The sequence below is a fragment of the Pseudomonas sp. B28(2017) genome, from assembly GCF_002113025.1.
Classification (GTDB): Bacteria; Pseudomonadota; Gammaproteobacteria; order Pseudomonadales; family Pseudomonadaceae; genus Aquipseudomonas.
This window is the reverse complement of the sequence record NZ_NEJH01000002.1, coordinates 260,447-277,919: the sequence shown is the minus strand read 5'-3', so window position 1 is coordinate 277,919 and position 17,473 is coordinate 260,447. Positions and strand designations below refer to the sequence as shown.

Here is a 17,473-nt window from a genome sequence, read left to right as displayed (position 1 = left end):
AGAAGCTTGCATGAGTCTGCAAGGTAAAGTTGCACTGGTCACCGGTGCGAGCCGTGGCATCGGCCAGGCCATCGCCCTGGAACTGGGTCGTCAAGGCGCCATCGTTATCGGTACTGCGACCTCCGCGTCGGGTGCCGAACGCATTGCCGCCACCCTGAAGGAAAATGGTATTCAGGGCACCGGCCTGGAACTCAATGTCACCAGCGACGAGTCCGTGGCAGCAGTCCTGGCGAGCATTCAGGAGCAGTTCGGTGCGCCGGCGATCCTGGTCAATAATGCCGGTATCACCCGCGATAACCTGATGATGCGCATGAAAGACGACGAGTGGCACGACGTTGTCGATACCAATCTGAACAGTCTGTTCCGCCTGTCCAAGAGCGTTTTGCGTGGCATGACCAAAGCCCGTTGGGGTCGAATTATCAGTATCGGTTCGGTTGTGGGTGCCATGGGCAACGCAGGCCAAGTAAACTACGCTGCCGCCAAGGCCGGCCTGGAAGGTTTCAGCCGTGCACTGGCGCGTGAAGTCGGTTCGCGTTCGATTACGGTAAACTCGGTGGCCCCTGGGTTCATCGATACCGATATGACCCGTGAACTGCCCGAGGCGCAGCGTGAAGCCTTGCAGACGCAGATTCCGCTGGGGCGTCTGGGGCAAGCTCAAGAGATCGCGTCCGTGGTCGCTTTTCTTGCGTCGGACGGTGCGGCTTACGTTACCGGAGCTACAATCCCGGTGAACGGCGGGATGTACATGTAATTCAAATGTGACGGATTGCTTCAAAAAAATGTCATACGAGCTGCCTAAAATCCGTTATAAAGCTGCAATCTATTTTATAGGCAGAGGGTCACCGGGTTCGAGGAATGAAGCTTTCAGTTGAAAAGCTGAAAAGCCTTTCTATACACTTACCCACTGGCCAGCTGCCTGAATTTGTCCATTAGGAGTGAAAACAAGGTATGAGCACCATCGAAGAGCGCGTCAAGAAAATCGTTGCTGAGCAACTGGGCGTTAAAGAAGAAGAAGTAGTCAACACTGCTTCCTTCGTAGAAGACCTGGGTGCCGACTCCCTTGACACCGTTGAGCTGGTGATGGCTCTGGAAGAGGAATTCGAGACCGAAATCCCTGACGAAGAAGCCGAGAAGATCACTACTGTACAAGCTGCAATCGACTACGTTACTGCCCACCAGGCGTAATAGTTTGTAATCGTTGCTCGCTGTCATGGAAAAACCGCACTGCCATCGTGGCGTGCGGTTTTTTCTTTAGGCCTGATGCAAAGTCGTCATTTGAAAAAGGAGAGTGCTGTGTCGCGTAGACGCGTCGTAGTCACCGGTATGGGTATGTTGTCGCCACTGGGCACGGATGTGCCAAGCAGCTGGCAGGGCATTCTGGCTGGCCGCAGTGGCATTGGTCTGATCGAACACACCGACCTTTCTGCCTATTCCACCCGTTTTGGCGGCTCGGTAAAGGGCTTCAATGTCGAGGAATACCTGTCGCTCAAGGAAGCCCGCAAGCTCGACCTGTTCATTCAGTACGGTTTGGCCGCGGGTTTTCAGGCGGTACGCAACGCCGGTCTGGAAGTCACAGACGCCAACCGTGAGCGCATCGGCGTGGCCATGGGTTCGGGTATTGGCGGACTGACCAATATCGAAGAGACCAGCCGCACCCTGCACGAGACCGGCCCACGACGGATTTCCCCGTTCTTCGTGCCGGGCTCGATCATCAATATGATTTCCGGTTTCCTGTCGATCCACCTGGGGGCACAGGGACCTAACTACGCTATCGCCACGGCCTGTACCACCGGTACCCACTGCATTGGCATGGCAGCCCGCAACATCATGTACGACGAAGCCGACGTGATGATTGCCGGCGGCGCCGAGATGGCGGCCTGTGGTCTGGGCATGGGCGGCTTCGGTGCCTCCCGCGCGCTGTCGACCCGCAACGACGAGCCGACCCGTGCCAGCCGTCCATGGGACAAGGGGCGCGATGGCTTCGTATTGTCCAATGGCGCCGGTGCGCTGGTGCTCGAAGAGTTGGAGCACGCCAAGGCCCGCGGCGCGACCATCTATGCCGAGCTGATCGGTTTCGGCACCAGTGGCGATGCCTACCACATGACCTCGCCGCCTGCAGATGGCGCGGGTGCTGCGCGCTGCATCACCAATGCGCTGCGCGACGCCAGAATCAATGGCGATCAAGTGCAGTACATCAACGCTCATGGCACCTCGACTCCCGCTGGCGACCTGGCTGAAGTCAATGCAATCAAGTCGGTGTTCGGCGATCACGCCTACAAGCTGGCCGTCAGTTCCACCAAGTCCATGACCGGCCACCTGTTGGGTGCGGCGGGCGCGGTCGAGGCGATCTTCAGTGTGCTGGCAATCAACAGCCAGGTAGCGCCGCCGACCATCAACCTTGACGAGCCGGACGAAGGCTGCGACCTCGATTTCGTGCCGCACACGGCGCGCAACATGGATATCGATGTGGTCGTTTCCAACTCCTTCGGTTTTGGTGGTACCAACGGCTCGCTGGTGTTCCGCCGGTTCGCAGGCTGATGGACAGCTGGGTCGATGGTCAGCCGGCTGACGCTTTGTCGCTGAAGGATCGCGGCCTGGCTTATGGCGATGGTCTGTTTGAGACCATCGCCGTGCGCAACGGGCAGCCAGTGTTGCTGGACCGGCATCTGGCGCGTCTGGCGGATGGCTGTTCGCGTTTGGCAATTACTGTCGATCATGAGTTGGTCCGCAGCGAGTTGCTGGCCTATGCGGCGGCACTGGGTGACGGGGTACTCAAGCTCATTCTCACCCGTGGCGACGGTCTACGCGGTTACGCTCCCGATCCTTCGGCTCAGGCCCGACGCATTCTGCAAGGCAATCCACCTGCGGCTTACCCTGCCGCGCATGGCGAGTTGGGTGTTCGCTTGTTCGCTTGCGCCACGCGATTGTCCAGACAGCCATTACTTGCCGGCCTCAAGCACCTGAATCGTCTTGAACAAGTCCTCGCCCGCGCGGAATGGCAGGACACAGAGCATGCCGAAGGCTTGATGCTCGATCAGGCCGGGCGCGTGATTGAAGGCGTGTTCAGCAACTTGTTCCTGGTGCGTAATGGCGTACTAATCACTGCTGACCTCAAGCACTGCGGCGTGGCAGGCGTGATGCGCGCCGAAATATTGTTTCAGGCCAAGTCGCTGGGAATCCCCACGCAAATCACCGATATCCCCCTCGAACAGCTGCAATGGGCTGACGAAGTCTTTGTCTGCAACAGTGTGTATGGCGTGTGGCCGGTGCGCGCTTATGCTGCTCTTCACTGGCCGGTTGGGCCGCTCACCCGTAAACTCCAATCTATTGCCCGTGCACTACTGGATGCTTGATACGTGAGACGTAAACTCTTGCTGCTGCTGGAAACCGGACTGGTTCTGGCAGGGCTGCTGTTGGGCGCTTCAGCCTGGAAAATTCATTCGGCGCTGGTACAGCCACTGAACATTACCCAGGAACAATTGCTGAATGTGCCCAAGGGCACCACGCCGACCCGCACCTTCTATCGACTCGAAGCCAATGGTGTCATCAAAGACGCATTCTGGCTGCGCGTGTATTGGCGCTTCAATCTCGCCAAACAACCCCTGCACAGCGGCGAATATCGCATGCAACCGGGCATGACCGTCGAAGGCCTGATCGACCTGTGGAAACGCGGGGAAATGGTTCAGTACAGCCTGACCCTGGTCGAAGGCTGGAATTTCCGCCAGGTCCGCGCAGCGCTGGCCAAGGAAGAGAAGCTCGACCATAGCCTCAACGGTTTGAGCGATAGCCAGGTCATGGACAAGCTTGGCCACACCGGGATTTTTCCGGAAGGACGTTTCTTCCCTGACACCTATCGTTACGTGCGCGGCATGTCCGACATCGAGCTGCTGAAAACCGCTTACGACCGCCTCGACGAAGTGCTCGCCAAGGAATGGGAGCAGCGCGCCACGGATACGCCGTACACCGAACCCTATCAAGCGCTGATCATGGCCTCGCTGGTCGAGAAGGAAACCGGCGTACCGCAGGAGCGCGGGCAGATTGCCGGCGTGTTTGTACGGCGCATGGCGATGGGTATGTTGCTGCAGACCGACCCGACGGTGATCTACGGCCTCGGCGACCGCTACAGCGGCAAGCTGACCCGGGCTCATCTCAAGGAAGCGACGCCCTATAACACCTACATGAATGCGGGTCTGCCACCGACGCCGATTTCGATGGTCGGTCGCGAAGCCATCCATGCGGCACTCAATCCGGTGGACGGCAACAGCCTTTACTTCGTGGCGCGCGGTGATGGCACTCACGTGTTCTCCGATGACCTGGATGCACACAACAATGCCGTGAAGGAGTTCCAGCTCAAGCGTCGCGCCGATTACCGCTCCAGCCCGGCGCCAGCTACCGCCCCCGAGACGCCGCCAACCGGGACTGAACAAACCGGTACGCAGGAGGCCAAGGCTTCGCAAGAGCAGTTGCCGGGCCCGGCGACGTCACCGAACACGGCCCCCGAGGCGCTGCCGCAGGTACCGTCGCAAGACCCAGCGCCGGCCCCTGAAACGCCGGCCTCCGATGCCAACGCATCGAAAAGCCCGCAATGACTCTGACTAAGGACTGCCTGTGACTGGCTTGTTTATTACTCTGGAAGGCCCGGAAGGCGCCGGCAAGAGCACCAATCGCGAATACCTCGCCGAGCGCCTGCGCGCAGCCGGCATCGAGGTGGTGCTGACCCGCGAGCCGGGCGGCACGCCGTTGGCCGAGCGCATCCGTGAAGTTCTGTTGGCCCCTGTCGACGAAGTCATGAACCCGGATACCGAGCTGCTGTTGGTGTTCGCCGCGCGTGCCCAGCACCTGGCCGAAGTGATTCGCCCGGCGCTGGCCCGTGGTGCCGTGGTCTTGTGTGACCGCTTTACCGATTCGACATATGCCTACCAGGGCGGTGGTCGTGGCTTGTCGCTGGAGCGCATCGCGACCCTGGAAACCTTCGTTCAAGGTGATCTGCGCCCGGACCTCACGTTGATCTTCGATCTGCCTGTCGAGGTGGGACTGGCCCGCGCCAGTGCTCGCGGTCGCCTGGATCGCTTCGAGCTCGAAGGCCGGGCCTTTTTCGATGCCGTGCGCAATGCCTTCCTCAAGCGGGCCGAGGCGGATCCGGCGCGTTATGTGCTGGTCGATGCTGCCCAACCGTTGGCGCAGGTTCAGCAATCGCTGGATGCCTTGTTGCCGCGCCTGCTGGAGTTGAGCCGTGGCTGAGGCCTATCCGTGGCAGGAAAACCTTTGGCAGCACCTGGCGGGTCGCGCCCAGCATGCGCACGCCTACCTGCTGCATGGCCCGGCCGGGATCGGCAAGCGGGCACTGGCCGAGCGCCTGATGGCCAGCCTGCTGTGCCAGCGCCCGATCGCGCTGGATGCCTGTGGCGACTGCAAATCCTGCCTGCTGCTCAAGGCTGGCAGCCACCCGGATAACTACATCCTGGAGCCGGAAGAAGCCGACAAGGCGATCAAGGTCGATCAGGTTCGCGATCTGGTCAGTTTCGTGGTGCAGACCGCGCAGTTGGGCGGGCGCAAAGTGGTGCTGATCGAGCCGGTCGAGTCGATGAACATCAACGCCTCCAACGCCTTGCTCAAGAGCCTTGAAGAACCGTCTGGCGATACGGTTCTGTTGCTGGTCAGTCATCAGCCGAGCCGCTTGTTGCCAACCATCAAGAGTCGTTGCGTTCAGCAGGCCTGTCCGCTGCCGGGCGAGGCCATGAGCTTGAAGTGGCTGGCTAAGGCGTTGCCGGAGTGTTCCGAAGAAGAGCGCGTCGAACTGCTGACGCTGGCTGCCGGTTCGCCTCTGGCGGCGGTCAATCTTCAGGCCCAGGGCGTGCGTGAACAACGCACGCAAGTGGTCGAAGGGGTGAAAAAACTCCTCAAGCAACAGCAGTCGCCGACGCAACTGGCAGAGGAATGGAAAAACATTCCGATGTTGCGCCTGTTCGACTGGTTCTGCGATTGGTCGAACCTGATCCTGCGCTATCAGTTGACCCAGGACGAAGCCGGCCTCGGCCTGGCCGATATGCGCAAAGTCGTGCAATACCTGGCGCAGAAAAGCGCCCAGGGCAAAGTCCTCGATATTCAGGACTGGATCCTCGCCCAGCGACAGAAAGTCTTGAGCAAGGCCAACCTCAATCCAGCCCTGCTGCTGGAGGCATTGCTGGTGCAATGGGCATCGTTGCCTGCCCAAAGATGACTGCCTGCGCCTAGACTCTGAATATCAGAACACCCGACCGTCCCACCCATTGGATGTAAGTTGCAGCCCTTTATGCTCGTAGATTCCCATTGTCACCTTGATCGCCTCGACCTGGCCGCCCACGGCGGCTCCCTGGATGCTGCCTTGGATGCTGCCCGGCAACGCGGGGTAGGGCACTTTCTGTGTATCGGTGTCAGCGCGGACAACGCGGCCGACGTCAAGGCCCTGGCCGAACGCTATGACGACGTCGACTGCTCGGTGGGCGTGCACCCTCTGGATGTGCAGCCGGGTGCCGCGCCAGCGCTGGACTGGCTGTTGCAGGAGCTCAATCACCCGCGTGTGGTCGCCATCGGCGAAACCGGCCTCGATTACCATTACGAGCCGGAAGCGGCGCAGTTACAGCAGGAATCCTTTCGCCTGCACCTGCAAGCGGCGCAGCAGACCGGCAAGCCGGTGATCATCCACACCCGTGGCGCCCGCACCGACACCCTGGACTTGCTGCGTGAGGCGGCGCTGCCCCAGGCGGGCGTATTGCACTGCTTTACCGAAGACTGGGAAATGGCGAAGGCCGCGCTTGACATGGGCTATTACATTTCCCTGTCCGGTATTGTCACTTTCCGCAATGCAGATGCGTTGCGCGATGTGGCCAGCAAGGTGCCGGCCGACCGATTGCTGGTGGAAACCGACTCGCCATACCTGGCGCCGATTCCCCATCGCGGCAAGCCAAACCTGCCGCAGTACGTGCGTGAAGTAGCGGAATTTCTGGCAATGTTGCGCGGTGAACCCTACGAGCGATTTGCCGGGCAGACCACGGCCAATTTCAAGCGGCTGTTTCCGCTGGCACACGTAAAAGGTTAAATCGCAGGCAAAAAAAACCCGGGTTCTGGGGGGTGAATCCGGGTTAAGACCATTAGGAGTAAAACAATGGCACGCGGTCCATTGGTACCAATACCGGCGTGACACTTGGGGGAGATGCCCCGCCGACATTTCAAGTATTGATCAGGATTGCGCCTAGTCCAGTTTGGTGGCACGGGTTTTTAAACAAATTTGGAATACGTGCGCTTCGGAAGAGTTCTCATCAAGCTGTAAACGTGCGCGGAATGACCAGAAAGCACAGATATGGTCGGATGATCCGTGCAATTTTGCGCAAGTTAGGCATAATACGCGGCTTCGAATTTTGACCCGACAGACCTTTTCTTATGCATAAAGAACCTCGTAAGGTCCGTGAGTTTCGTCGCCGCGAGCAGGAAATTCTCGATACCGCGCTCAAGCTGTTCCTCGAACAAGGTGAAGACAGTGTCACCGTCGAGATGATTGCTGATGCCGTCGGTATCGGCAAAGGCACGATCTACAAGCACTTCAAATCCAAGGCGGAAATCTATCTGCGCCTGATGCTCGACTACGAGCGCGATTTGAACGCATTGCTGCATTCGGCCGATGTCGACAAGGACAAGGAAGCCCTGTCCCGTGCGTACTTCGAATTCCGCATGCGCGATCCTCAACGCTATCGCCTGTTCGACCGCCTCGAAGAGAAAGTGGTCAAGGGCAACCAGGTGCCGGAGATGATCGAGGAGCTGCACAAGATCCGTGCCTCGAACTTCGAACGCCTGACCCTGCTGATCAAGGGCCGGATCAGCGAAGGCAAGCTTGAAGACGTGCCACCGTACTTCCATTACTGCGCGTCCTGGGCGCTGGTGCACGGTGCCGTCGCGCTGTATCACTCGCCGTTCTGGAGCAACGTGCTGGAAGACCAGGAAGGTTTCTTCCAGTTCCTCATGGACATCGGCGTGCGCATGGGCAACAAGCGCAAGCGCGACACCGACACTCCGAGCAGCTGAGCCATTCAGTTGCCTTATTGCGCCATGATTTCGCTACTTGGCGCGGTACCGCAGGAATATACTCAGGTAGAGGACTTGCTAAAACTTGATTTCTAAGTCAAGTTTTAGCGGCCCGATATTCTTCCGCCGGAGTGATCATGATCGTTGACCGTCAAGGCAGGCGTTTTCGCAACTTGCGAATCAGTCTGACCTCTGCCTGCAATTACGCCTGTACCTACTGCGTGCCCAACGGTAAGCGGCTGGTGGCTGCGCAGGATGAATTGTCGGCCGAAGCCATGGCGCGCGGTGTGGCTTATCTGATTGAAGCGGCGGGGATCGAGCGTCTGCGCATTACCGGCGGCGAACCGCTGGTCAGCCCGAAACTCGAGTCGTTCATGACGGCGGTCGGGAAGATGGGCCTGGAAGACATCAGCCTGACCACCAATGGTCAGTTGCTGGCGAAGAAACTGCCGCTGCTGGTGGACGCCGGCATTCGGCGCCTCAACGTCTCCCTCGATACCCTCGACGCCAGTGCATTCCGCGGCATTGCCCGGGGCGGCGACCTGGCTACTGTGCTCAACGGCATGAGCGAGGCCAGTGCGGCCGGCATGAAGATCAAGGTCAACATGGTGCCGCTGCGCGGGCAGAACCTCGATCAAGTGATGCCGTTGCTCGACTACTGTCTGGAGCGCGGTTATGAATTGCGCTTCATCGAGCTGATGCGCATGGGCCACCTGGCCAGCGATTCCAATGCCTTTGTGCAACAGTTCGTCAGCCTCCAGCAGCTGCTGAGCCTGATCGGCGAGCGCTACGAATACCTGCAGGCCGATGCCCCGATCGATGCGACGGCCGTTCGCTATGAAATTCCCGGCCAGGGTTATTTCGGCGTGATTGCCAACGAAAGTGTGCCTTTCTGCCGTACCTGCTCGCGACTTCGTCTGTCCTCCACCGGGTGGCTGCATGGCTGCCTGTCGTCGAGCAATCGCCATTACATCGGCGACCTGCTGGACAAGCCCCGTCACCAGGCGCTGCCGGCCTTGCAACGCCTTCTGGTGAAAGCCTTGGGCGACAAGCAGGAAGTGGCGTTCTCCGGCGGCGCGACTGTCATGAAGATTATCGGCGGCTGATCGTCCGTCATCGCGAGCAGGCTCGCTCCCACAGGTATTGCATAAATCCGTGTGGGAGCGAGCCTGCTCGCGATAGCTATAGATAAGTCAGCAATGCTCATGAGCTGGCGCAAAAGCTGCATCCTACGGCCATTCGCCGGTTTTCCGACACTGGCCTCTGGAGGATAGGATGCGTAGCCTGGTTTTGCTGCTGGCCGTTTTGGCACTTGGTGGCTGCATGAACGTCAGCGATATGGCCGAAGGGACTCGTTACCATATGAGCGATGCGGGGTTGCTCGATCACAGCGACAGCCGTCGCGTAAACAACCTGCGCATTCAGCCGGACTCATTCGTCTACATCGCCCAAGGCGCTTTCGTGCCGCCGGGCAGCGCCGTTTACCCACGGCCCAACGTGATTGCCGAAGTCGCGTTCGATGGCTTTGTCGAATACTTCCCGATGGTCCGCCGTGCCCGTACGCCGGAAGGCCTCGACCAGGCCATGGGCGAAGCCCGTGCCGCCGGTGCGCACTACCTGCTCTACACCCGATTTGCCAAGTCTGACGACCGTATCGGCAACTCTGACGAGTGGCTGGATCAGGAAGCCCTGGACCGCCTCGGCATCGACAGCGGTATGATTCAGATCATGTTGATCGAGACCGGTACCCAGTATTTGATTGATACTGCGACCATCAAGAGTCGTGGCGGTTTACTGACGTTCCACGATAAAAAACCCGAAGACCTGATGGGCCCGCCGCTGGAACAATACGCGCGCAGCCTGCTGGGGCTCAGCGACCAGTAATGCCAAGGAGAACGCCATGAGTGGCCCGCAAAAAGCCAACGACCTGCTGGGGCAAATCCCCAAGACCCAAGGCTTGCCGCCGGTGCACCTGTGGAATCCCGATTTTTGCGGCGACATCGACATGCGCATCGCCCGGGACGGCACCTGGTATTACCTGGGCACGCCGATCGGGCGCAAGCCGATGGTCAAACTGTTCTCCACCATCATTCGCCGCGATGGCGATGATTATTTCCTGATCACCCCGGTCGAAAAAGTCGGCATCAAGGTCGACGATGCACCGTTCGTGGCGATTGCAGTGGACGTGGAAGGCGAGGGTGAGGCGCAGGTGTTGCGCTTTACCACCAACGTCGATGAAACCACCGAGGCCGGTGCCGGGCATCCGATGCGGGTGGTCATCGACCCGGTAACGCAGGAGCCAGCGCCTTACGTGCATGTGCGCAGCAATCTTGAAGCATTGATTCACCGCAATGTGTTCTATCAACTCGTGGAACTGGCGGTGAGTCGCGAAATCGACGGCCAGCGCTGGCTCGGTGTCTGGAGTGGTGGCGAGTTTTTCCCCATCGGTCTTGAACCCTGACGCATAACCTGTGGGAGTGCTCACCATCGAATTGTGGTCCGGCACAGATCCTGTGGGAGCAACTGTCTACAGTATGCCTTGCGCAACGCTCGATCAGTTCCGTTGTCCTCAAACCGGAAGTTATTGGCTGTCGCTGTCGTCGTCACCCGAGTCACCGCTAGTGGTCGAGCCAAGTCCGCCACTGCCGGGTGATTTGCGGTCTGGCAACTGTCGTCCTGCATCATTGCCTTGAACTCGCGGGTCGGTGCCGGTGGACGGTGGCAGGTTGTGGTCGATCGTGGTGCCATCGGTGTTCATGCCAGGGGCACTCTGGATGGCAGGGGCCCGCGGTTTTTCCACCGGATTGGTCGGGCCGGTGCTGGAGCCAAGGGGTACGGCGAAAGTGGCAATGGACAAAAGGGCCATGAGAACGAGGGCGATCAACCTGGACAGGATCATGGTGTTGTCTCCAGTGATTAGAGTCCTTACCTGATTAGTCCGCCCTCGACCTGGATGGGTGCATTATCAGCGACGAACGGCTCAGGCATTGCTCCAATGCCCTGACCGCTGTGGCTCTGCGCCAGATCAACCGGCCTACGGTGATCATCCAGTTGAGCGAAGCGACCGCCAGCACGGTGAGCAACAGCGTGGCCATGCCTTGCTCGACGATGATTTTCCCGGCCAGCAAGGGAAAGCCGAACACGCCAATGAAGTACGACAGGCTGAACAGCAGTAAGGATTGCGCGGTGGAGCCGCTCGGCGCTTCATTGGCAGCCAGGCCGTTGATCACCGAGTAGGTCAGACCGTAACCGATCCCGAGCATCACCGCCGCGAGCACGTAGCTGAAGCTGCTGTCGACGACAAAACCGAACATCACGATCGATGCCAGCATCAGCCCCGAAAGCAGGCACGATGCACGCAATGGATCGCGCCTGACCACGAAGCCGGCAACCAGCATGCGCCCGCTGATCGCCGCGCTCATGAAACCGAGGAAGAACAGCGAATAGTCAAGCGAGCGCGCTGCGGCATAACTGGTTTGGAAGCTCGACAGACCGCCGAATACACAGCCGCCGAGACCGACCATGATGATCGGAAAAACGGCCCTGGACGACAGCACTTGACCCGCTGCATGCCAGGAAATCCGCGACACGCTGCTCGAATGCGCGGGCGCCTGTTTCAGTTGTCGGTCCAGACGCCAGAACAGCAATACTCCGATCAGGCTGGCCAGCGCCGCCAGATAAAACGCCGCGGTCACCGGATAGCCCAGCGCACTCGCTGCGCGGCCGAGCAACGGGCCGCTGCCGATCCCGGTCATCATGCTGCCCGACAGCAGGGCGAAGTATTTGGCGCGTTGTGCAGGCGTCACCAGGCTCGCCACGATGATCGGCCCGAGGGTGTAGAACACGCCCCAGCCCAGGCCCAGCAGCAAGCCGAAAAACAACAGCAGATGGCCAAAGCCCGGGGTCAGGGCGAAGCCCAGGCTGGCCGCGACCAGCAATACCCCGAACAGTGCCACCGATCGGGCGGCACCGAGCAAGTCGGACAAATGACCGGAAACAATCACCGCCGCAAAGGTGCTGAACATCGCCGCCGAAATCACACTTCCGGCGTCGTGTTCGTTACCGCCGCGAGAACCAATCAGCAGCGACAGCAAAAACGTCGAGCCGTAGGACAACGACAACAGGTAGCTGGCGAGGCAAAACAGGCCGAACAACCTGCTTGAGACAATGGGGGTTGCGGTAGACATGACGCGGTTCCTTGACCGGATGAATGAGCGGCGTCTCTATCTAACCACGCAGTGCCCGAATGTCAGGTCCGAGTTTATCGATTCCAGGGTTAGTGCCGGCCGGAGTAACGACCGCTTTTGTGGTGAGGGGCCAAGCCCCCTCGCCACAAATACCGCGCCGACTTAGTATGGCGTTTTCCATTTTTGACAAGGCACGTCCATGACGATCGAAATCCGCCCGGCGACCCCCAGTGACGCACCGCAAATTCTCGCGTTCATCACTGAACTGGCCGACTACGAACGTGCCCGCCATGAAGTCATCGCCAGCGTTGCCGATATCGAGCGCAGTCTGTTCAGCGAAGGCGCCACTGCCCATGGCCTGATCTGCCTGCGCGACAGTGCACCCATCGGTTTCGCGGTGTTCTTCTTCAGCTATTCCACCTGGCTTGGCAGCAATTGCCTGTACCTCGAAGACCTCTACATCACCCCGGAACAGCGTGGCGGTGGAGCGGGCAAGACCCTGCTGCGGCATCTGGCGAAAATCGCCTGCGCCAATGACTGCGGCCGTTTCGAGTGGAGCGTGCTGGAGTGGAATACCCCGGCCATCGAATTCTACAAATCCCTGGGGGCACAGCCGCAGGAGGAATGGGTTCGGTATCGGATGGATGGGGCTGTACTGCGGGATTTCGCAGCGGGTAACTGATCACTTTTAAGAGATCGCAGTCTTGGGCAGCGCCTGCATCGGGATGACGTATGTCCTGCAGGCGCTGTCGAAGGCTGCGATCTTTTTTTGTCTTGTCTCATAATATGGGATTGATATTTATATATTGAGATTTGTCCCGGCGCAGGTTTATAGTCCCGCTCACTCACTGCCAAAAACCAAAACAGGTGAAGCGATGCAGGCGCAATTGATCGCGCTCGACTGGGGGACGACCTCATTACGTGCTTACAAACTGGCTGAAGGCGGGCAGGTGCTCGAACAGCGTTCGCTGTCGTCGGGGATCATGCAGCTGCCGAAGGCGCCGCGAATCATTGGCGGCCGGGAATGCACCGATGGTTTCGAACTGGCCTTCGACGAGGCTTGCGGCGACTGGCTCGGTGCGCAGCCGCAATTGCCGGTGATTGCCTGCGGCATGGTCGGCAGCGCCCAGGGGTGGCGCGAAGTGGCTTACCGCAACACGCCGGCGAACGTCGCCAATCTTGGTACCTCCTTGCAAACCGTGCGCAGCCTGTGCGGCGTCGATGTGCACATCGTGCCCGGCGTCATCCAGCGCTCGCGTTTGCCGAACGTGATGCGCGGCGAAGAAACCCAGGTGCTCGGTGTGCTGCATAACCTGGCGGGTGAGGTGGGCGCTGACCTGTTGATCGGCCTCCCGGGCAGTCATTCGAAATGGGTGGAAGTGGCCGATGGCTGCATCGTGCATTTCGATACGTTCATGACCGGCGAAGTCTTCGCCGTGCTCAGCGAGCACAGCATTCTCGGACGCACCCAGCAGCGTGGCGGGTCCTTCGATGGCGACGCGTTTGATCGCGGCGTGCAGCTCGCGTTGTCGGCGGATGGTGAAACCGGTCCGCTGTCGACGATGTTCAGCGCCCGTAGCCTGGGCCTGACGGGCGAATTGAGCGCCACCGCCCAGGTGGACTACCTGTCCGGCCTGCTGATCGGCCACGAGTTGGCGGCCCTGGCCAGTGTCCAGCGGCGTCGGCGCAACAGCGTGCACCTGCCGTCGATCATCCTCATCGGCAATACCCAACTCTGCGCCCGCTACAGCCGTGCGCTCGACGCCTGCGGTTTTGCCCGGGTGACCCTGGCCGAACAGGCCACCGAACGCGGATTGTGGCAACTGGCGCTCGCCGCCGGCCTGGTCACGTCCACCGCATCCCGTTAATCCTGCCTGGAGGTCTGACATGCTCAAACAAGCGCTGGCGCAAAACGGCCTGATCGCGATCCTGCGCGGCCTGCGTCCACAGGAGGCCGCCGCCATCGGCGAAGTCCTGTACGTTGCCGGATTTCGCGTCATCGAAGTGCCGCTCAACTCCCCTGAACCGTACGACAGTATCCGTATCCTGCGCAGTACCTTGCCTGCCGATTGCCTGATCGGTGCCGGCACGGTGTTGACGCCGGAGCAGGTCGAGCAAGTGAAAGCGGCGGGCGGCCAGGTGATCGTCATGCCCCACAGTGATCCCAAGGTGCTGCGTGCGGCAAAGGCGGCCGGTTTGTACCTGTCTCCGGGTGTCGCCACGCCGACCGAGGCCTTCGCGGCACTGGCCGAGGGTGCGGATGTACTGAAGATGTTTCCGGCCGAGCAGATGGGGCCGGCAGTCGTCAAGGCGTGGCTCGCGGTGCTGCCAGCGGGAACGATTCTGGCGCCGGTCGGCGGTATCACTCCTGACAACATGCAGGTGTTCATCGACGCTGGCGTCAAAGGCTTCGGCCTGGGTTCCGGCCTGTTCAAACCAGGCATGACGCCTGCGCAAGTGGCGGCCAATGCCAAGGCTTACGTCGCTGCCTGGAAAGCCCTTCGCTAAGACTTTTTGGCGCTGCGAGCGCTGCATCTATCAAGAGCTGCATTGATAAAAAGAGAGCACAGATGAAAATCACCAAACTGACTACCTTCATCGTTCCGCCGCGGTGGTGCTTCCTCAAGGTAGAGACCGACGAAGGCGTCACCGGCTGGGGCGAGCCTGTGGTCGAAGGTCGTGCCCACACCGTTGCCGCTGCCGTTGAAGAGTTGTCCGACTACCTGATCGGCAAAGACCCCCGCAACATCGAAGACATCTGGACCGTGCTCTATCGCGGCGGCTTCTACCGTGGTGGCGCTATCCACATGAGCGCCCTGGCCGGTATCGATCAGGCCTTGTGGGACATCAAGGGCAAGGCGCTGGGCGTGTCGGTCAGCGATCTGCTGGGTGGTCAGGTGCGGGACAGGATTCGTGTGTATTCGTGGATCGGCGGCGACCGTCCGGCAGACACGGCGCGTGCGGCGAAAGAAGCGGTCGAGCGTGGTTTCACTGCGGTGAAAATGAACGGCACCGAAGAACTGCAGTTCCTCGACACGTTCGACAAAGTCGACCAGGCCCTGGCCAACGTCGCTGCCGTACGCGATGCGGTCGGCCCGAACGTGGGTATCGGCGTGGACTTCCATGGCCGGGTGCACAAGCCCATGGCCAAGGTACTGATGAAGGAACTCGATCCGTACAAGTTGATGTTCATCGAAGAGCCGGTACTCAGCGAAAACTACGAAGCACTGAAGGAGCTGGCGCCGCTGACCAGCACGCCGATTGCCCTCGGTGAGCGGCTGTTCTCGCGCTGGGATTTCAAGCGCGTGCTCAGCGAAGGCTATGTCGACATCATCCAGCCGGATGCGTCCCACGCCGGTGGCATCACCGAGACGCGCAAGATCGCCAACATGGCCGAAGCCTACGACGTGGCGCTGGCGCTGCATTGCCCGCTGGGCCCGATTGCCCTGGCAGCCTGCCTGCAACTGGACGCGGCTTGCTACAACGCGTTCATCCAGGAACAGAGCCTGGGCATCCATTACAACGAGAGCAACGACCTGCTCGACTACGTGAAAGACCCACGGGTGTTCGACTACGACCAGGGCTTCGTGAAGATCCCGAACGGCCCGGGCCTGGGGATCGAGATCAATGAGGAATACGTGATCGAACGTGCTGCCATCGGTCACCGCTGGCGCAACCCGATCTGGCGCCATGCCGATGGCAGTTTTGCCGAGTGGTGATATCCCGCTGATTCAACATTGAACCCCTGTGGGAGCGAGCCTGCTCGCGAAAGCGATTGACCAGCCAACATCAATGTCGACTGAACTACTGCCTTCGCGAGCAGGCTCGCTCCCACAATGGGCCAGCATCTGTCTTTACACCGACCTCAATAACCATAAGAAGAGGCACCCCCCATGCAACCGCAAACCCTCACCGGGCAGGCGTCGTTGGTGACGCCCAGCCGCAAGCGTTTTTTCATCATGGTGCTGTTGTTCATCACCGTGGTGATCAACTACCTGGACCGCAGTAACCTGTCGATTGCCGCCCCGGCGCTGACCAGTGACCTGGGCATCGATCCGATTCACGTCGGCCTGATCTTTTCTGCCTTCGGCTGGACCTACGCCGCGATGCAAATCCCCGGTGGCTGGCTGGTGGACCGCGTGCCGCCACGGATTCTGTACAGCCTCGCATTGCTGCTGTGGTCGGTGGCCACGGTGATGCTCGGCTTCGCTGCCAGCTTCATCGCGCTGTTCGTGTTGCGCATGGCGGTCGGTGCCCTGGAAGCGCCGGCGTATCCGATCAACAGTCGCGTGGTCACCACCTGGTTCCCCGAGCGCGAACGCGCCACGGCTATCGGTTTCTACACCTCCGGGCAGTTTGTCGGCCTGGCATTCCTGACGCCGGTGCTGGCCTGGCTCCAGCACGAATTCGGCTGGCACATGGTGTTCGTTTCCACCGGCGCGGTGGGCATCGTGTGGGCGGTGATCTGGTACGCGGTGTATCGCGAGCCACGGGATTTCAAAGGCGCCAATGACGCGGAAATTGACTTGATCCGCGAGGGCGGTGGATTGGTGGACATCCAGGCCGAGCAGGCCAGGGTCAAAGCCAGATTCAGCTGGACCGACCTGGGGATTGTCCTGACCAAACGCAAACTCTGGGGCATCTATCTCGGGCAGTTCTGCCTCAACTCGACGCTGTGGTTCTTCCTCACCTGGTTCCCGACTTACCTGGTGAAATATCGCGGCATGGACTTCATCAAGTCCGGGCTGTTGGCGTCGCTGCCATTTCTCGCCGCGTTTGTCGGTGTGTTGTGTTCCGGCTTCTTCTCGGACTTTTTGATCCGTCGCGGCTGCACGGTGGGGTTCGCCCGCAAATTGCCGATCATCAGCGGCTTGCTGATCTCCACCTCGATCATCGGCGCCAACTTCGTCGAGTCGATGCCGCTGGTGATTGCCTTCCTCGCGCTCGCATTCTTCGGCAACGGGCTGGCTTCGATCACCTGGTCGCTGGTGTCGACACTTGCTCCGGCGCGCTTGCTCGGGCTGACCGGCGGGGTGTTCAACTTCATTGGCAACCTGTCGGCGATTGCCACGCCTATCGTGATCGGTTTTCTCGCGACGGGTGATTCCTTTGCCCCGGCGATTACCTACATCTCGGTGCTGGCGTTGATTGGCGCACTGTCCTACATCCTGCTGGTGGGCAAGGTCGAGCGTATCAAGTTGTAGTCGTGGCACGCGGGCGACCATAAT

At 60.1% G+C, this 17,473-nt stretch carries 19 protein-coding genes; 17 read left to right on the top strand and 2 right to left on the bottom strand.

Annotation, left to right across the window (positions count from 1 at the left end; genetic code table 11):
* Nucleotides 1-10 precede the first annotated feature (10 nt).
* From fabG to CAF65_RS05895, 12 genes are all read left to right on the top strand, one after another.
* Nucleotides 11-751 (top strand): 3-oxoacyl-ACP reductase FabG, encoded by a 741-nt coding sequence (fabG, locus tag CAF65_RS05950; protein ID WP_085715470.1) that lies wholly within the window; start codon nt 11-13, stop codon nt 749-751.
* A gap of 197 nt (nt 752-948) precedes the next feature.
* On the top strand, nt 949-1,185 hold the full coding sequence (gene acpP / locus CAF65_RS05945) for an acyl carrier protein (protein ID WP_007987170.1): 237 nt from the start codon (nt 949-951) through the stop codon (nt 1,183-1,185).
* Nucleotides 1,186-1,293: 108 nt separating this feature from the next.
* Nucleotides 1,294-2,538, top strand: coding sequence for a beta-ketoacyl-ACP synthase II (gene fabF / locus CAF65_RS05940; protein ID WP_085715469.1), 1,245 nt, complete (start codon nt 1,294-1,296; stop codon nt 2,536-2,538).
* The gene (gene pabC / locus CAF65_RS05935; RefSeq protein ID WP_085715468.1) at nt 2,538-3,353 is read left to right on the top strand and encodes an aminodeoxychorismate lyase; all 816 of its coding nucleotides are present in this window, start codon (nt 2,538-2,540) and stop codon (nt 3,351-3,353) included. The genes fabF and pabC overlap by 1 nt, the downstream gene beginning before the upstream one ends.
* Before the next feature lie 3 nt (nt 3,354-3,356).
* Complete coding sequence (mltG, locus tag CAF65_RS05930; protein WP_085715467.1) at nt 3,357-4,589, top strand: endolytic transglycosylase MltG; 1,233 nt, start codon at nt 3,357-3,359, stop codon at nt 4,587-4,589.
* 19 nt (nt 4,590-4,608) lie between these two features.
* Nucleotides 4,609-5,241 carry a dTMP kinase gene (tmk, locus tag CAF65_RS05925; RefSeq protein WP_085715466.1) on the top strand — a complete coding sequence of 211 codons (633 nt, stop codon included), beginning with the start codon at nt 4,609-4,611 and terminating at the stop codon, nt 5,239-5,241.
* Nucleotides 5,234-6,220, top strand: coding sequence for a DNA polymerase III subunit delta' (locus CAF65_RS05920; protein ID WP_085715465.1), 987 nt, complete (start codon nt 5,234-5,236; stop codon nt 6,218-6,220). Before tmk ends, CAF65_RS05920 begins: the two co-directional genes overlap by 8 nt.
* Nucleotides 6,221-6,292: 72 nt before the next feature.
* On the top strand, nt 6,293-7,078 hold the full coding sequence (locus CAF65_RS05915; RefSeq protein ID WP_085715464.1) for a TatD family hydrolase: 786 nt from the start codon (nt 6,293-6,295) through the stop codon (nt 7,076-7,078).
* Nucleotides 7,079-7,419: 341 nt separating this feature from the next.
* Complete coding sequence (locus CAF65_RS05910; RefSeq protein WP_007997056.1) at nt 7,420-8,058, top strand: TetR/AcrR family transcriptional regulator; 639 nt, start codon at nt 7,420-7,422, stop codon at nt 8,056-8,058.
* Nucleotides 8,059-8,195: 137 nt separating this feature from the next.
* Nucleotides 8,196-9,164, top strand: a complete 969-nt coding sequence (locus CAF65_RS05905) for a GTP 3',8-cyclase MoaA (protein WP_085715463.1) — start codon at nt 8,196-8,198, stop codon at nt 9,162-9,164.
* 169 nt (nt 9,165-9,333) lie between these two features.
* Nucleotides 9,334-9,942, top strand: a complete 609-nt coding sequence (locus tag CAF65_RS05900; protein WP_085715462.1) for a DUF4823 domain-containing protein — start codon at nt 9,334-9,336, stop codon at nt 9,940-9,942.
* A gap of 16 nt (nt 9,943-9,958) precedes the next feature.
* On the top strand, nt 9,959-10,519 hold the full coding sequence (locus tag CAF65_RS05895) for a DUF1285 domain-containing protein (protein WP_085715461.1): 561 nt from the start codon (nt 9,959-9,961) through the stop codon (nt 10,517-10,519).
* Nucleotides 10,520-10,639: 120 nt separating this feature from the next.
* On the opposite strand, the gene CAF65_RS05890 is transcribed toward CAF65_RS05895, so the two are convergent.
* Nucleotides 10,640-10,957 (bottom strand): hypothetical protein, encoded by a 318-nt coding sequence (locus tag CAF65_RS05890; RefSeq protein ID WP_085715460.1) that lies wholly within the window; start codon nt 10,955-10,957, stop codon nt 10,640-10,642.
* Between the two features lie 34 nt (nt 10,958-10,991).
* Nucleotides 10,992-12,245: an MFS transporter gene (locus CAF65_RS05885; protein ID WP_085715459.1), complete on the bottom strand. Its 1,254-nt coding sequence runs from the start codon at nt 12,243-12,245 to the stop codon at nt 10,992-10,994.
* A gap of 199 nt (nt 12,246-12,444) precedes the next feature.
* Between CAF65_RS05885 and CAF65_RS05880 the strand changes: the two genes are divergently transcribed.
* The 5 genes from CAF65_RS05880 (at nt 12,445) to CAF65_RS05860 (ending at nt 17,449) form a co-directional block, all read left to right on the top strand.
* Nucleotides 12,445-12,927, top strand: a complete 483-nt coding sequence (locus CAF65_RS05880; RefSeq protein WP_085715458.1) for a GNAT family N-acetyltransferase — start codon at nt 12,445-12,447, stop codon at nt 12,925-12,927.
* Between the two features lie 193 nt (nt 12,928-13,120).
* Nucleotides 13,121-14,113, top strand: coding sequence for a 2-dehydro-3-deoxygalactonokinase (locus CAF65_RS05875; protein WP_085715457.1), 993 nt, complete (start codon nt 13,121-13,123; stop codon nt 14,111-14,113).
* Between the two features lie 19 nt (nt 14,114-14,132).
* Nucleotides 14,133-14,753, top strand: a complete 621-nt coding sequence (locus CAF65_RS05870) for a 2-dehydro-3-deoxy-6-phosphogalactonate aldolase (RefSeq protein ID WP_085715456.1) — start codon at nt 14,133-14,135, stop codon at nt 14,751-14,753.
* A gap of 62 nt (nt 14,754-14,815) precedes the next feature.
* Nucleotides 14,816-15,964 carry a galactonate dehydratase gene (gene dgoD / locus CAF65_RS05865; protein ID WP_085715455.1) on the top strand — a complete coding sequence of 383 codons (1,149 nt, stop codon included), beginning with the start codon at nt 14,816-14,818 and terminating at the stop codon, nt 15,962-15,964.
* Between the two features lie 174 nt (nt 15,965-16,138).
* Nucleotides 16,139-17,449 carry an MFS transporter gene (locus tag CAF65_RS05860; RefSeq protein ID WP_085715454.1) on the top strand — a complete coding sequence of 437 codons (1,311 nt, stop codon included), beginning with the start codon at nt 16,139-16,141 and terminating at the stop codon, nt 17,447-17,449.
* Nucleotides 17,450-17,473 lie beyond the last annotated feature (24 nt).

Coding starts and splice junctions, on each gene's coding strand:
- CAF65_RS05900 (WP_085715462.1), top strand. CDS start 9,334: ATGCGTAGCCTGGTTTTGCTGCTGGCCGTTTTGGCACTTGGTGGCTGC.
- CAF65_RS05910 (WP_007997056.1), top strand. CDS start 7,420: ATGCATAAAGAACCTCGTAAGGTCCGTGAGTTTCGTCGCCGCGAGCAG.
- CAF65_RS05870 (WP_085715456.1), top strand. CDS start 14,133: ATGCTCAAACAAGCGCTGGCGCAAAACGGCCTGATCGCGATCCTGCGC.
- CAF65_RS05915 (WP_085715464.1), top strand. CDS start 6,293: ATGCTCGTAGATTCCCATTGTCACCTTGATCGCCTCGACCTGGCCGCC.
- CAF65_RS05895 (WP_085715461.1), top strand. CDS start 9,959: ATGAGTGGCCCGCAAAAAGCCAACGACCTGCTGGGGCAAATCCCCAAG.
- dgoD (WP_085715455.1), top strand. CDS start 14,816: ATGAAAATCACCAAACTGACTACCTTCATCGTTCCGCCGCGGTGGTGC.
- CAF65_RS05885 (WP_085715459.1), bottom strand. CDS start 12,245: ATGTCTACCGCAACCCCCATTGTCTCAAGCAGGTTGTTCGGCCTGTTT.
- CAF65_RS05875 (WP_085715457.1), top strand. CDS start 13,121: ATGCAGGCGCAATTGATCGCGCTCGACTGGGGGACGACCTCATTACGT.
- CAF65_RS05880 (WP_085715458.1), top strand. CDS start 12,445: ATGACGATCGAAATCCGCCCGGCGACCCCCAGTGACGCACCGCAAATT.
- CAF65_RS05890 (WP_085715460.1), bottom strand. CDS start 10,957: ATGATCCTGTCCAGGTTGATCGCCCTCGTTCTCATGGCCCTTTTGTCC.
- CAF65_RS05905 (WP_085715463.1), top strand. CDS start 8,196: ATGATCGTTGACCGTCAAGGCAGGCGTTTTCGCAACTTGCGAATCAGT.
- acpP (WP_007987170.1), top strand. CDS start 949: ATGAGCACCATCGAAGAGCGCGTCAAGAAAATCGTTGCTGAGCAACTG.
- pabC (WP_085715468.1), top strand. CDS start 2,538: ATGGACAGCTGGGTCGATGGTCAGCCGGCTGACGCTTTGTCGCTGAAG.
- CAF65_RS05860 (WP_085715454.1), top strand. CDS start 16,139: ATGCAACCGCAAACCCTCACCGGGCAGGCGTCGTTGGTGACGCCCAGC.
- fabG (WP_085715470.1), top strand. CDS start 11: ATGAGTCTGCAAGGTAAAGTTGCACTGGTCACCGGTGCGAGCCGTGGC.